The sequence below is a fragment of the Klebsiella sp. Shm-1 genome, assembly GCF_040804525.1.
Lineage (GTDB): Bacteria > Pseudomonadota > Gammaproteobacteria > Enterobacterales > Enterobacteriaceae > Klebsiella > Klebsiella pneumoniae.
On the sequence record NZ_CP161823.1, the window covers coordinates 1815582 to 1828567 of the forward strand.

Here is a 12986-nt window from a genome sequence, read left to right on the forward strand (position 1 = left end):
CAAAAATGGCGAGGTTGGTCACACTGTCTATACTTACATGGCTCACATATAATTAACAACCAGCTTCGGCTGGCCATGATAAGGAGGAAACAGGGTGGATAACCAGATATCTGTACCGCCTGCGCTAACCGGAAACTACGCTTTTTTCTTTGACCTCGACGGTACTCTTGCCGATATCCAGCCGCACCCCGATCAGGTGGTGATACCCGACAGCACGCTGCAGGCGCTCAATGCGCTGGCCCAGCAGCAGGGGGGCGCGGTGGCATTGATTTCAGGGCGCTCAATGGCTGAACTTGACGCGCTAACCCATCCCTGGCGGCTACCGCTGGCCGGCGTTCACGGGGCCGAGCGCCGTGATATCAATGGTAAAACCTACATCGTCTCTCTGCCGACAGCGCTGCGCGATGAGATCGCGGCTGAGCTGACGTCGGCGCTGGAAGCGCTCCCGGGATGTGAGCTGGAGAGTAAAGAGATGGCTTTCGCGCTCCACTATCGCCAGGCCCCGCAGCAGCAGAGCGCCGTGCTGGAGCTGGCGCAGCGGATTGTTCAGCGCTATCCGCTGCTGGCGTTACAGCTTGGCAAGTGCGTGGTGGAGATTAAACCCCGCGGCGTCAACAAAGGGGAGGCGATTACCGCGTTCATGCAGGAGGCGCCATTCGCCGGCCGCGAACCGGTTTTTGTCGGCGATGATTTGACCGACGAGGCGGGATTCAGCGTCGTTAATCAACTGCAGGGAATGTCGGTAAAAGTTGGCGCCGGGGAAACTCAGGCGCATTGGCGGTTGGCGGATGCCGCCGCTGTAAGGACGTGGTTGCAACATCTGGCGTATGACGCGCAAACCGAAAGGAGGGATGACCATGAGTCGTTTAGTCGTAGTCTCTAACCGTATCGCCTTACCGGACGATAAAAAATCGAGCGCTGGCGGTCTGGCCGTCGGCATCCTGGGGGCACTGAGAGCGGCGGGGGGTCTGTGGTTTGGCTGGAGCGGCGAGATTGGCGATGACCAGCAGCCGCTCAAGCAGGTCTCCCGCGGGAATATTTCATGGGCGTCGTTCAACCTTAATGAACGGGACCATGATGAATACTACAACCAGTTCTCTAACGCCGTGCTGTGGCCGGCTTTCCACTATCGTCTTGATCTGGTCAGCTTTCAGCGCGAAGCCTGGGAGGGATATCTGCGGGTTAACGCCATGCTGGCGGACAAGCTTCTGCCGCTGATTGAGCCAGACGATACGCTGTGGATCCATGATTACCATCTTCTGCCCTTCGCCAGCGAGCTGCGTAAGCGCGGGGTGAACAATCGCATCGGGTTTTTCTTACATATTCCGTTCCCGACGCCGGAGATTTTTAACGCTCTGCCGCCGCACGCTGAGCTGCTGGAGCAACTGTGCGATTACGATCTGCTGGGCTTCCAGACCGAAAGCGACAGAACCGCTTTTCTCGACAGCATTGCTATGCAGACTCGCCTATCCGACCTCGGCGATAAACGCTATCAGGCATGGGGTAAGGCGTTCAGTACCGAGGTTTATCCGATAGGGATCGATCCGGACGAAATTACGCGCAACGCTAAAGGTCCGCTGCCGCCGAAGCTGGCCCAGCTGAAGAACGAGCTGAAAAATGTGAAGAATATCTTCTCCGTGGAGCGTCTTGACTATTCGAAAGGGTTGCCGGAGCGATTCCTCGCCTACGAGACGCTGCTCGAGAAGTACCCTCAGCACCACGGCAAAATCCGTTATACCCAGATCGCGCCGACCTCCCGCGGCGATGTGCAGGCCTATCAGGATATCCGCCACCAGCTGGAAACCGCAGCCGGACGCATCAACGGACAGTTTGGTCAGCTTGGCTGGACACCGCTCTACTATCTGAACCAGCATTTTGATCGTAAGCTGCTGATGAAGGTCTTCCGCTACTCTGACGTCGGGCTGGTGACTCCGCTACGCGATGGTATGAACCTCGTGGCGAAGGAGTACGTCGCGGCGCAGGATCCGGATAACCCTGGCGTACTGGTCCTGTCGCAGTTTGCCGGGGCGGCGCAGGAGCTGACCAGCGCCCTGATCGTCAATCCTTACGATCGCGACGAGGTTGCCGCCGCGCTGGATCGCGCGCTCAGCATGCCGCTGGCGGAACGTATCGCCCGTCATTCAGCGATGCTGGACGTGATCAGAGAAAATGATATTCATAACTGGCAGGCGCGCTTTGTCGAGGATCTGCAGCATATTTCACCGCGCAGCGAGGAGAGCCGTCTGCGGGGGAAGATAGCCACCTTCCCTAAACTGGCCTAGTTCAGGAAAAGGGCTAACCGGCGTTAGCCCTTTTCAAGGGAAACCAACAGGACATCAACGCCGCAGCTGCCGACGATACTTTTCGCCGAGCAGGTGGCGCGTGAGAAGAGGGAATGGTTGTGATTGCCGCAGATCACCAGATCAACACGGTGCGAGCGGCAGAAGTCCTTAATATGATGGCCTAGCTCGCCGCAGGCGATGGTCATTCTTTCTATTGGGTAGTCCGCGTGGCGAGCCAGCTCATTGAGAAACTCCCGCGTCTCTTCCTGCATCACTTCGCGCAGATTTTCCATCATCGGTGCGGCGAACTGGTTATACAGCTCCGGATCCGTAGCGAGAGTGATTAAGCTCACTTTCGCGTTAACGGGGCGGGCAATCGACACCGCTTTTTTAATTAATACCTGACTCTCCGGCGTTGGCGCGACGGCAACCAGCAGATGGGTATAAGGCATCTGGCCTCCTTGAGATACGCGGAATAACCCTTTCTTCCATTCTTTACTCCTGTTTCCCCGACTGCGCAAGGGCCGATCCCGGGATTTGCGAGCCTGTTCGTTAGTCGGCGACCTTCCAGCCCGATCACATCAATGAACCTGTCTTTTGATTAAAAAGAAATGCTGTTTTATAAATGAGTGAAGTGGCGACGTCATCTCTTTGTCATTTTGCCACCGGCGACTGTTCCGTGGCAAAAGTACAAAGGTAACCTCCTTTCACAGCTTTTAGTGTAGCCAGGTACCCACTCCCTTCCGGTGGCAAATCCGGAACGATTGTCGGCGTTCTTTTAAAAAAAGACACAGGATCACGGCGATGAAAACACGAAAAATTGGACTGGCTAACTATCTGGCCTACGGCGCGGGCGATTTTCTCGGCGCCGGCACGACGGCGTTAACCGCCGCATGGCTGCTCTACTTTTACACGACCTTTTGCGGACTGACCCCGATTGAGGCCACGCTTATTTTTGCTGCCGCCCGCGTGCTGGACGCGGTGGTAAGCCCGCTGATGGGCTTTCTCACCGATAACTTTGGCACCACCTGGCTTGGTAAGCGCTTCGGCCGCAGAAAATTCTTTATTCTGCTCGGCATCCCCTGCGTATTCAGCTATTCAGCGATGTGGGTCGGCGAGATGGGCTTCTGGTACTACCTGGCGACCTATCTGCTGTTTGATATGGTCTATACCATGATTCTGGTGCCCTATGAGACGCTGGTGCCGGAGATGACCGATGACTTTAAACAGAAAACCAAATTCTCCGGCGCGCGCATTTCGATGGCGCAGATGTCGGCGATTTTAGCCTCCTTCCTGCCGGGGATCCTTCTCTCCTGGCTCGGCAAAGATAATGCCAGCTCGTTCTTCTATGCCAGTCTGGTGTTCTCGGTGCTGTGCGCGGTGATGCTGACTCTGGTCTGGTGTTTCACCTGGGAACGACCGCGGGAGGCGTGGTCGGAAGCGGCCCTGCGGGCGGAAGCGGAAAAACAAAACTTAACCCTTGCTCAGAGCCTCAATCGCCTGGTGATTGAGCTGAGTTCTACGCTGCGGATAAAAATTTTCCGCCAGCACCTCGGCATGTATCTGGGGGGCTATATCGCCCAGGACGTCTTCAATGCCGTGTTTACCTATTACGTGGTCTTTGTTCTGATGCAGGAAGCCGCCGTCGCCTCGAACCTGCTGGGGACGATGGCCATCTTCCAGTTTATTGCGGTAATCGCCATGATCCCGCTGTGCATTCGTTTTGGCCCCGCGCCGTCGTACCGCATGGTGGTGGTCCTGTTTGGCCTGAGCTCACTCTCCTACGCGCTGCTCTATTACGCCGGACTGAGCGACGTCTATTCCTTATTGCTGCTCATCTCTGCTGTCGCCGGACTGGGACGCGGCGGGATAAATTACGTACCGTGGAATACCTACACCTATATTGCCGACGTCGACGAAGCGATCACCGGCCAGCGCCGGGAGGGGATTTTTGCCGGCATCATGACTCTGACCCGCAAAGCCTCGCAGGCGGGGGCGGTGATGCTGGTGGGGATCATTATGCAGTTGTCGGGGTTTGTTTCCGGGCAAAAAATACAGCCTGAAGGGGTCAGCCATACCATTCTGCTGATCCTCAGCGTCGGCACTCTGGTGGTGTTAGCCTGCGGCTTCCTCGTCTCGCTGCGCTTCAAACTCAACCTGCACACCCACAGCGTCCTGCGCAGCGAGACCCTCAGAATGCGCGAGCTCGGCTACGCTCAGTCGGAACAGACCAGTGCGGAACACCGTGCGGTGGTCGAGCTGCTGGCGGGGATGCCTTACGACTGTCTGTGGGGCAATAACAATATTGGCTATCTGAATCGTCATAAACCTGCTGCCCCGGCGCTCATTAAGGGCGGCGCTTTGAATTCGACATATACCCGAGGTTAACAACATGAAAGTTTGGCCGGTCAAACATAGCCCATTACTGCGTCAGCCTGAACGTTTTATCGCCCGCAGCGAACTGCAGGCGCTGATCCGCAACGTGACGCAAAACCTGGTGAATATTAAGGATGAGAGCGGGCAATTTTTACTACGCCTGGATGACGGGCGCGTGATCGATACCAAAGGCTGGGCCGGCTGGGAGTGGACCCACGGCGTTGGGCTGTACGGCATCTATCAGTATTACCAGCAAACCGGCGATATCGAGATGCGTGATATCATCGATCGCTGGTTTGCCGACCGCTTCGCCGAGGGGGCAACGACCAAAAACGTCAATACTATGGCCCCGTTTCTGACCCTGGCTTACCGCTTTGAAGAGACCGGCCGTATGGCGTATCTGCCGTGGCTGGAGAGCTGGGCGGAGTGGGCGATGCACGAGATGCCGCGCACCGAGCAGGGCGGTATGCAGCACATGACTCTGGCGGAGGAGAACCATCAGCAAATGTGGGATGACACGCTGATGATGACCGTGTTGCCGTTAGCCAAAATTGGCAAGCTGCTTAACCGCCCGCAGTATGTGGAGGAGGCAACCTACCAGTTCCTGCTCCATGTGCAGAACCTGATGGACCGGGAGACCGGGCTGTGGTTTCACGGCTGGAACTATGAGGGGCGGCATAACTTTGCCCGGGCGCGTTGGGCGCGGGGCAACAGCTGGCTCACCATGGTGATCCCGGATTTTCTGGAACTGGTGGATCTCCCCGAGGGGAACGCGGTACGGCGCTATCTGATTACAGTCCTCGACGCACAGATTGCCGCCTTGGCAAAATGCCAGGACGACAGCGGCCTGTGGCATACCTTGCTGGACGACCCGCACTCTTATCTTGAGGCCTCGGCGACCGCCGGCTTTGCCTACGGCATTCTCAAAGCGGTGCGCAAGCGTTACGTCGGGCAGCACTACGCCGGGGTGGCTGAAAAAGCGATTCGCGGGATTGTGCAGAATATTTCGCCGCAGGGGGAGCTGCTGCAGACCTCATTTGGCACCGGGATGGGGTCAGACCTCGACTTTTATCGCCAGATCCCGCTTACCTCGATGCCCTACGGTCAGGCGATGGCGATCCTTTGTCTGACGGAGTATCTACGCAAGTACTTCTGAGCAGGGCGCCCCGCTGGCGAGGCGCCGAATAAAACTAACCCGGCTTTCGCCGGGTTGCTTGTTACATACGCTCGACGGTTTCGATACCGAGGGTATCAAGACCCAGCTTGAGGGTTTTCGCCGTGAGCAGCGCCAGCTTCAGACGGCTGTTGCGGGTCTCTTCGCTTTCCGCGCTGAGGATCGGGCAGTGCTCGTAGAAGCCGGAGAACAGGCCCGCCAGATCGTAGAGGTAGGCGCACATCACGTGCGGCGTCCCTTCGCGAGCGACCACGCAGAGGGTCTCTTCAAACTGCAGCAGGCGCGCGGCCAGCTGAGCTTCGCGATCTTCGGCGATGACCACCGGCGCGTCGATCATCGCGTTTTCGTTGATGCCGGCTTTGCGGAACACGGAGAGCACGCGGGTATAGGCATACTGCATATACGGCGCGGTGTTGCCTTCGAACGCCAGCATATTATCCCAGTCGAAGACGTAGTCGGTGGTGCGGTTTTTCGACAGGTCGGCATATTTAACCGCGCCGATACCCACCACTTTCGCCAGATTTTCCAGCTCGTCAGCCGACATATCCGGGTTCTTCTCGGCCACCAGGCGACGGGCGCGCTCCAGCGCTTCGTCCAGCAGATCCGCCAGCTTCACGGTACCGCCGGCGCGGGTTTTAAACGGCTTGCCGTCTTTCCCCAGCATCATACCGAACATATGGTGCTCCAGCGGCACGGAGTCCGGCACGTAGCCTGCCTTGCGCACGATGGTCCACGCCTGCATCAGGTGCTGGTGCTGACGAGAGTCGATGTAGTAGAGCACGCGGTCGGCGTGCAGCGTTTCATAGCGATACTTCGCACAGGCGATATCGGTGGTGGTATAGAGGTAGCCGCCATCCTTTTTCTGGATGATGACGCCCATCGGTTCGCCTTCCTTGTTTTTGTACTCATCAAGGAAGACCACGGTAGCGCCTTCGCTCTCAACCGCCAGCCCTTTGGCTTTCAGATCGGCGACGATCCCCGGCAGCATCGGGTTGTACAGGCTCTCACCCATCACGTCATCGCGGGTCAGGGTGACGTTCAGGCGATCGTAGGTGATCTGGTTCTGCGACATGGTGATGTCGACCAGCTTACGCCACATCTGCAGGAAGTACTCATCACCGCCCTGCAGCTTAACCACGTAGCTGCGCGCGCGCTCGGCGAAGGCTTCGTCTTCGTCATAGTGCTTTTTCGCTTCGCGATAGAAACCTTCGAGGTCGGCCAGGGCCATTTCGCCGGCGTTTTCCTGCTGCTGTTTTTCCAGATACGCGATCAGCATCCCGAACTGGGTGCCCCAGTCGCCGACGTGGTTGGCGCGGATCACCTTATGACCCAGGAACTCCAGGGTACGGACTGAAGCATCGCCAATGATGGTCGAACGCAGATGGCCGACGTGCATCTCTTTCGCTACGTTGGGTGCCGAGTAGTCGACGACGATAGTCTGCGCCTGCGGTTTCGTGACGCCCAGGCGCTCAGACTGCAGCGCGCGGTTGACGTTGTCCGCCAGAAACGCGGGGTCGAGGAAAATATTGATAAAGCCCGGCCCGGCGATTTCAACCTTGTTGGCAATGCCGTTGAGGTCAAGATGAGACAGTACCTGCTCTGCAAGTTGTCGCGGCGCCATACCCAGCTTTTTGGCGACAGCCATCACGCCGTTGGCCTGATAGTCGCCGAACTGAACTTTTGCTGACTGGCGGACCTGGGGTTCGCAATCGGCAGGCGCGCCTGCCGCGATCAGGGCCTGGCTGACTTTTTCTGAGAGAAGAGCCTGAATATTCACCGGAATACCTTACGTGTAATGCGCCTGCCCCCGAGGGAGGCGGCGCCATAATGTGGACAAATTAGGGCGGGAGTATACTGCATTTGTCCCCGTCCGTCAGCATTGCGCGCGGCGCGCCGGCGTGCGCAATCCATCGCCGGTCAGTTGCCCATCAGCGGGGCGGCGGTTGGTCCGCAGGCCGAAACACGGTAAATTACCTTTTCATTACTGACGAGCATTATTGACGAGCAAACCCATGGCAAACTGGCAGCAAAATGAACAACTGGCCGATATTACGGCGGATCTCCCGCGATTTTCCGATGCGCTTCAGCGCTTCACTGCGCGACTGGGACTGGAGATCGCCGGGCTCGACGCCGACCATATCTCCCTGCGCTGTCATCAGAATACCACTGCGGAACGCTGGCGCCGCGGTCTGGAGCAGTGCGGCACCCTGCTGTCGGAGAATATGATCAACGGCCGGCCCATTTGCCTGTTCAAACTGGCGGAGCCGGTCTGCGTGGCGCACTGGCGCTTCCATATCGTTGAGCTGCCGTGGCCGGGTGAAAAGCGTTATCCCCATGAAGGCTGGGAGCATATCGAAATCGTCCTGCCCGGCGATCCGGCAACCTTAAATGCCCGCGCTCTGGCGCTGCTGGCCGATGACGGACTCAGCCAGCCGGGGATCGTGGTCAAAACCAGCTCGCCGAAAGGGGAGCATGAGCGCCTGCCGAATCCTACCCTGGCGGTGACCGACGGCAGCGTGACGGTCAAATTTCATCCGTGGTCTATTGAACAAATCGTCGCCAGCGAGCAAGCCGATACGTAACAGTGTGAAGCCGCGCGGCGTCTGCCGCGTGAAATTGTGACATGCTGCAAAGGTTGTCTGGATCAGGGAGAGAGGAATGGCGGTACTGGAAGTGTGTTGCTACAGCATGGCGTGCGCCCGGGAGGCTGAGCGCTGCGGCGCCGATCGTATTGAGCTCTGCGCCGCGCCGCAGGAAGGGGGATTAACCCCCTCTTATGGGGTGCTGGTCTCGGCCCGCGAGGCGATTACTCTCCCGGTGCATCCGATCGTTCGCCCGCGCGGCGGCGATTTCTGCTACACCGAGGAAGAGTTCGCCGCGATGCTTAACGATATTCGCATGGTGCGGGATCTGGGCTTTCCCGGGCTGGTGACCGGCGTGCTGGATGCTGATGGCCAGGTCGATATCCCGCGGATGAAAAAAATAATGGCCGCGGCGGGGCCGCTGGCGGTGACCTTTCATCGCGCGTTCGATCTGTGCGCTGACCCGCGTCAGGCCTGGAAAACGCTGGGTGAGCTGGGGGTCAAACGTATCCTGACTTCCGGTCAGCAATCCTCGGCGGAGAAAGGTATTTCATTAATTACGGAACTTATTGCCGCAGGGGATACTCCAATCATTATGGCCGGTGCGGGAGTCCGCGCCGCGAACCTGCCGCTGTTTCTGCAGGCGGGGGTGAAAGAGGTCCATAGCTCCGCTGGCCACTGGTTGCCGTCGGAAATGCGCTTTCGTCATCCGGGCGTTTCGATGTCAGCCGATCCCGATGCCGATGAATACAGACGCTACGCCGTGAATGGCGCAGCGGTGGCGGAGATGAAAAGGATTATCTCCGCCTGGAGAAGTTAAACGGTTTTTTGCTGCACATCATGTCGCCCAATATGATGATTGCCCGTACCAGGCCCCTGCCCATTAAACAGGGGCCTTTTTTTATCTCGCTTTTTTCGCCAGCGACTGCTGGGTTTCCGGTTTGGTGGCAATGATCACAGCTCGTAATGGCGCCGGATAGCCTTCCACCGTTTTGCGCTGATCCTGTGGGTCGAGGAAATCGGCCAGCGATTCGGTCGTCATCCATTCGGTGCGTCGCTGCTCCTCTGTCGAGGTGACGCAGGCGTCGACGATGCGCACGTCAATAAACCCGCACTTCTCCAGCCACAATTTCAGGGCCGCCGCCGAGGGGATAAAATAGACGTTGCGCATTTGCGCATAGCGGTCGCCCGGTACCAGCACCGTATTTTCATCTCCTTCAACCACCAGCGTCTCCAGCACCAGCTCGCCCCCTGGCGCCAGCTGATCTTTCAGCTGCCACAGATGGTCCAGCGGCGAGCGGCGGTGGTAGAGCACGCCCATCGAGAACACGGTGTCGAAGGCCTCCAGCGCCGGCAGCTGCTCGATGCCCAGCGGCAGCAAATGCGCCCGCTGGTCGTTACCGAGCAGCTTACGCACCGCTTCAAACTGGCACAGGAACAGCTGGGTGGGATCGATACCGACCGCCAGATGTGCGCCGGCGCCGAGCATCCGCCACATGTGATAGCCGCTGCCGCAGCCCACGTCGAGGATAGTCCGGCCAGTGAGATCGGACAGGTGCGGCAGAACGCGCTCCCATTTCCAGTCGGATCGCCATTCGGTATCGATATTGATGCCGTACAGCGAATAAGGGCCTTTGCGCCACGGCATCAGGTTTTTAAGCAGATTTTCGATCCGCCGCTGATGGCCTTCGCTGAGCGGCGTTTCGCTCTCGGCGGTGACGCTGTGCAGAAGATCCAGACGCCAGGGCGTTAGCTCCGGCAGAAATTCTACGGCGCGCTCCCATTCACGAAACTTGCCGTGCAGGGCATCGCGCTGCCAGGCGGCTACCTGGGCAGGCAGCGTCTCCAGCCAGTGAGACAGCGGGCTTTTGGCGATCAGCTGATAGAAGTTACTGAAGTCGATCATGCCTGCTCCCCGGCTTTCACGGCCACCAGCGAGCCAAAGTTAAAGCACTGGAACCACAGTTCGGCATGTTCAAACCCAGCCTGACGCAGGCGGGCTTTATGGGTTTCGACGGAGTCCGTCAGCATCACATTTTCCAGCATGCTGCGTTTCTGGCTGATCTCCAGTTCGCTGTAGCCGTTGGCGCGCTTAAAGTCATGATGCATATTGAACAACAGTTCGCCAACGTGGGCGTCTTCGAAGCTGAATTTTTCCGAGAGCACTAGCGCGCCGCCCGGATTCAGCCCCTGATAGACTTTATTGAGGATCGCCTGGCGATCGCCCGGCTCAAGGAACTGAATAGTAAAGTTCAGGATCACCAGCGAGGCGTTTTCAATGGTCACGTCGCGGATATCCCCTTCAATCACTTCGACCGGCGTCGGCGCTTTATAAGCGTCAATATGGCGACGGCAGCGCTCCACCATCGCGGGCGAGTTATCGATGGCGATAATGCGACAGTCCGGATGGCTAATATTGCGGCGCACGGAGAGGGTGGCGGCGCCCAGCGAACAGCCAAGATCGTAAACCTGAGTGTTGGGCTGAACGAAGCGCTCGGCCAGCATGCCGATCATCGAGATGATATTGGAGTAGCCGGGCACAGAACGCTGGATCATATCGGGGAAGACTTCAGCAACCCGTTCATCAAAGGTCCAGTCGCCGAGGCTGGCAATCGGCGCGGAAAAAAGCGTATCGCGGTGAGACATAACGTTAAACCCGAAAAAACGAAAACGGCGTATTGTGCGCTAACGGAGGGAGAAAACCAACTCCCAGGGCATATACCAAAGATTGGCCAGCACCATTAGCAACAACGCGCACCAGGTGGCGCTCATGCCGGAGCGGCGCCAGTAGTAGACGCGGTGATGAAAACCCCAGGAGTGCATCAGTCGCCCGACAATCAATAAAATCCCGCAAACGTGCACCATCCAGGTCTGAGCGCCGTTCATCTCCATAAATAACAGCAAAATGAGGCCAATCGGCACATATTCGACGGCATTGCCGTGAACGCGGATGGCAACCTGCAGCTCGCTAAAGCCGCCGTCACCGTAGCCTACATGGTATTGGGTGCGCAGACGCACCACGTCAAATGAGAACTTCACTAACAATAACGCACCTAAAACGGCATACAGCGCGCTGACCATACGAAAACTCCCTTTAACTCTGGCAGATGGCTCCGGATATGATAGCAGGATATCAGAAAAGAGAAGATTGCTGCGGAATCGACGGCGCATTTCCTGCCGCCGGCAGGGCAGCGCGCAGGTCACCCCACAGGGTATCCACCAGCGCCGGGGCGAAAGCAATGTCCGGGGTATGCAGGAACAACCACGGGGTCCCCGACTGATGCCACTTCGCCAGGGTCTGAAGCCAGACGCGAAACAGTTCCCGGTTATGGACCATATCGTCACCGCCGATAAACCGCACCATTGGCTCTCGGGCGGTCATCACCGCATGTACCGGCACCTTCGGTTTCTTTTGTTGGGCATCGATCATCGCCGGACTAGTGGCCGCAGCGCTATGGACCGGGCGGCTGTCGAGGATCACGCGGTTGACGTTACGCTCGTGCAGCCCGCGGTTGAGCTGCTGTTCCGCTTCCCCTTTGGCGAAAAACTCGGGATGACGAACTTCGACGCCGTAGGTGAAATCCTTCGGCAGTCCGTCGAGAAAATGCCATAGCGCGGGGAGATCGCGAGGACCGAACGTCGCCGGCAGCTGCAGCCAGTACTGGCCGATGCGCGAGGCCAGCGGCGCCAGGCGGGCAAAAAATTCACGGCTTAACTCGTCGCAATGGCGCAGGGCGGCCTGGTGCGAGATGGTGGCCGGAAATTTGAAGCAGAAGCGGAAGTCATCGTGAGTCTGTTCGTACCAGCGGGCGACAATCTCCGGCTTTGGTAGCGCATACAGGGTGGTGTTGCCCTCCACGCAGTTAAAGTGGCGGGCGTACTCTTCAAGGCTGGTGATGCCAAGGCGCACCCATTTCGGGTGCGACCACTGGGGAAGCCCAATATAAATCATAGCGCCGTGAGGATCTCCTCGGTACTGCGCACCCGGCCGATGCGCGGGAAAATATGCGTCATACTGCCCTGATGCTGCTCGGCGGAGGCGGCGCTGCAGGCATCTTCAGCGATGACCAGGTTAAAACCCAGCTCCCAGGCGTTGCGGGCGGTGGATTCGACGCCGATGTTGGTGGAGATACCGCAGAGAATAATGGTGTCGATCCCGCGGCGGCGCAGCTGAAGCTCAAGGTCGGTGCCATAGAACGCGCCCCACTGGCGTTTGGTCACTTCGATATCGCTCTCCTGCTTACCCAGCGTGGCCGGGTAGGTCCACCAGTTTTCGGGCAGCGTATGCGCCCCGGCCTGAGCGTCGACAGGCTGTTTCAGCGCTTCGGCGAAATCGGCCGACCAGCCCACGCGGACCATGATGACCGGCGAACCCTGTTGCCGGCACTTGTCTGCCAGGCGAGCGGCGCGCGCCACCACCTCGTCAGCCCGATGCGGGCCGCCGGCGAAAGGCAGAATGCCTTCCTGCAGATCGATTACCACCAGCGCCGTGTTTTTTGCATTGAGTTCTAACATGGTATCCCCGTATCTTCATCTGTTGTCAGGCGGCTACAATACCTTTGCGGCTTCAGC

General features: G+C 58.3%; 13 protein-coding genes. 6 read left to right on the plus strand and 7 right to left on the minus strand.

What is annotated here, in order from left to right; translation table 11 throughout:
* Nucleotides 1–94 precede the first annotated feature (94 nt).
* Nucleotides 95–883, plus strand: coding sequence for a trehalose-phosphatase (otsB, locus tag AB1E37_RS08790; RefSeq protein WP_002911505.1), 789 nt, complete (start codon nucleotides 95–97; stop codon nucleotides 881–883).
* Nucleotides 858–2282: an alpha,alpha-trehalose-phosphate synthase gene (gene otsA / locus AB1E37_RS08795; RefSeq protein ID WP_004175414.1), complete on the plus strand. Its 1425-nt coding sequence runs from the start codon at nucleotides 858–860 to the stop codon at nucleotides 2280–2282. Before otsB ends, otsA begins: the two co-directional genes overlap by 26 nt.
* A 23-nt stretch (nucleotides 2283–2305) precedes the next feature.
* Here otsA and uspC read toward each other — a convergent pair whose 3' ends face one another.
* On the minus strand, nucleotides 2306–2734 hold the full coding sequence (uspC, locus tag AB1E37_RS08800) for a universal stress protein UspC (RefSeq protein ID WP_002911500.1): 429 nt from the start codon (nucleotides 2732–2734) through the stop codon (nucleotides 2306–2308).
* 352 nt (nucleotides 2735–3086) lie between these two features.
* Here uspC and AB1E37_RS08805 point away from each other — a divergent pair, with 352 nt between their 5' ends.
* A complete protein-coding gene (locus AB1E37_RS08805) occupies nucleotides 3087–4670 on the plus strand; it encodes an MFS transporter (RefSeq protein WP_002911499.1) in 1584 nt (527 codons plus the stop codon).
* Nucleotides 4671–4674: 4 nt separating this feature from the next.
* A complete protein-coding gene (locus tag AB1E37_RS08810) occupies nucleotides 4675–5814 on the plus strand; it encodes a glycoside hydrolase family 105 protein (RefSeq protein WP_004184668.1) in 1140 nt (379 codons plus the stop codon).
* Between the two features lie 61 nt (nucleotides 5815–5875).
* Here AB1E37_RS08810 and argS read toward each other — a convergent pair whose 3' ends face one another.
* Nucleotides 5876–7609: an arginine--tRNA ligase gene (gene argS / locus AB1E37_RS08815; RefSeq protein ID WP_004899171.1), complete on the minus strand. Its 1734-nt coding sequence runs from the start codon at nucleotides 7607–7609 to the stop codon at nucleotides 5876–5878.
* Nucleotides 7610–7844: 235 nt separating this feature from the next.
* On the opposite strand from argS, the gene AB1E37_RS08820 reads away from it, so the two are divergent.
* Nucleotides 7845–8414, plus strand: a complete 570-nt coding sequence (locus AB1E37_RS08820) for a VOC family protein (RefSeq protein ID WP_002911491.1) — start codon at nucleotides 7845–7847, stop codon at nucleotides 8412–8414.
* A 76-nt stretch (nucleotides 8415–8490) separates the two neighbouring features.
* A complete protein-coding gene (gene cutC / locus AB1E37_RS08825) occupies nucleotides 8491–9234 on the plus strand; it encodes a copper homeostasis protein CutC (RefSeq protein WP_004145568.1) in 744 nt (247 codons plus the stop codon).
* 81 nt (nucleotides 9235–9315) lie between these two features.
* Here the strand turns inward: cutC and cmoB are convergent, their stop codons facing one another.
* Genes cmoB through AB1E37_RS08850 form a run of 5 tightly spaced genes read right to left on the minus strand, consistent with a single transcriptional unit; the run spans nucleotide 9316 to nucleotide 12929 of the window.
* On the minus strand, nucleotides 9316–10320 hold the full coding sequence (cmoB, locus tag AB1E37_RS08830) for a tRNA 5-methoxyuridine(34)/uridine 5-oxyacetic acid(34) synthase CmoB (RefSeq protein ID WP_004899169.1): 1005 nt from the start codon (nucleotides 10318–10320) through the stop codon (nucleotides 9316–9318).
* Complete coding sequence (gene cmoA, locus AB1E37_RS08835; RefSeq protein ID WP_004175417.1) at nucleotides 10317–11060, minus strand: carboxy-S-adenosyl-L-methionine synthase CmoA; 744 nt, start codon at nucleotides 11058–11060, stop codon at nucleotides 10317–10319. The genes cmoB and cmoA overlap by 4 nt, the downstream gene beginning before the upstream one ends.
* Before the next feature lie 39 nt (nucleotides 11061–11099).
* A complete protein-coding gene (locus AB1E37_RS08840) occupies nucleotides 11100–11495 on the minus strand; it encodes an MAPEG family protein (protein ID WP_002911484.1) in 396 nt (131 codons plus the stop codon).
* A 52-nt stretch (nucleotides 11496–11547) separates the two neighbouring features.
* Complete coding sequence (locus AB1E37_RS08845) at nucleotides 11548–12366, minus strand: DUF72 domain-containing protein (protein WP_004899166.1); 819 nt, start codon at nucleotides 12364–12366, stop codon at nucleotides 11548–11550.
* Entirely contained in the window at nucleotides 12363–12929 is a 567-nt protein-coding gene (locus AB1E37_RS08850) for a hydrolase (protein ID WP_004145564.1), read from the minus strand. The genes AB1E37_RS08845 and AB1E37_RS08850 overlap by 4 nt, the downstream gene beginning before the upstream one ends.
* Between the last annotated feature and the right edge of the window lie 57 nt (nucleotides 12930–12986).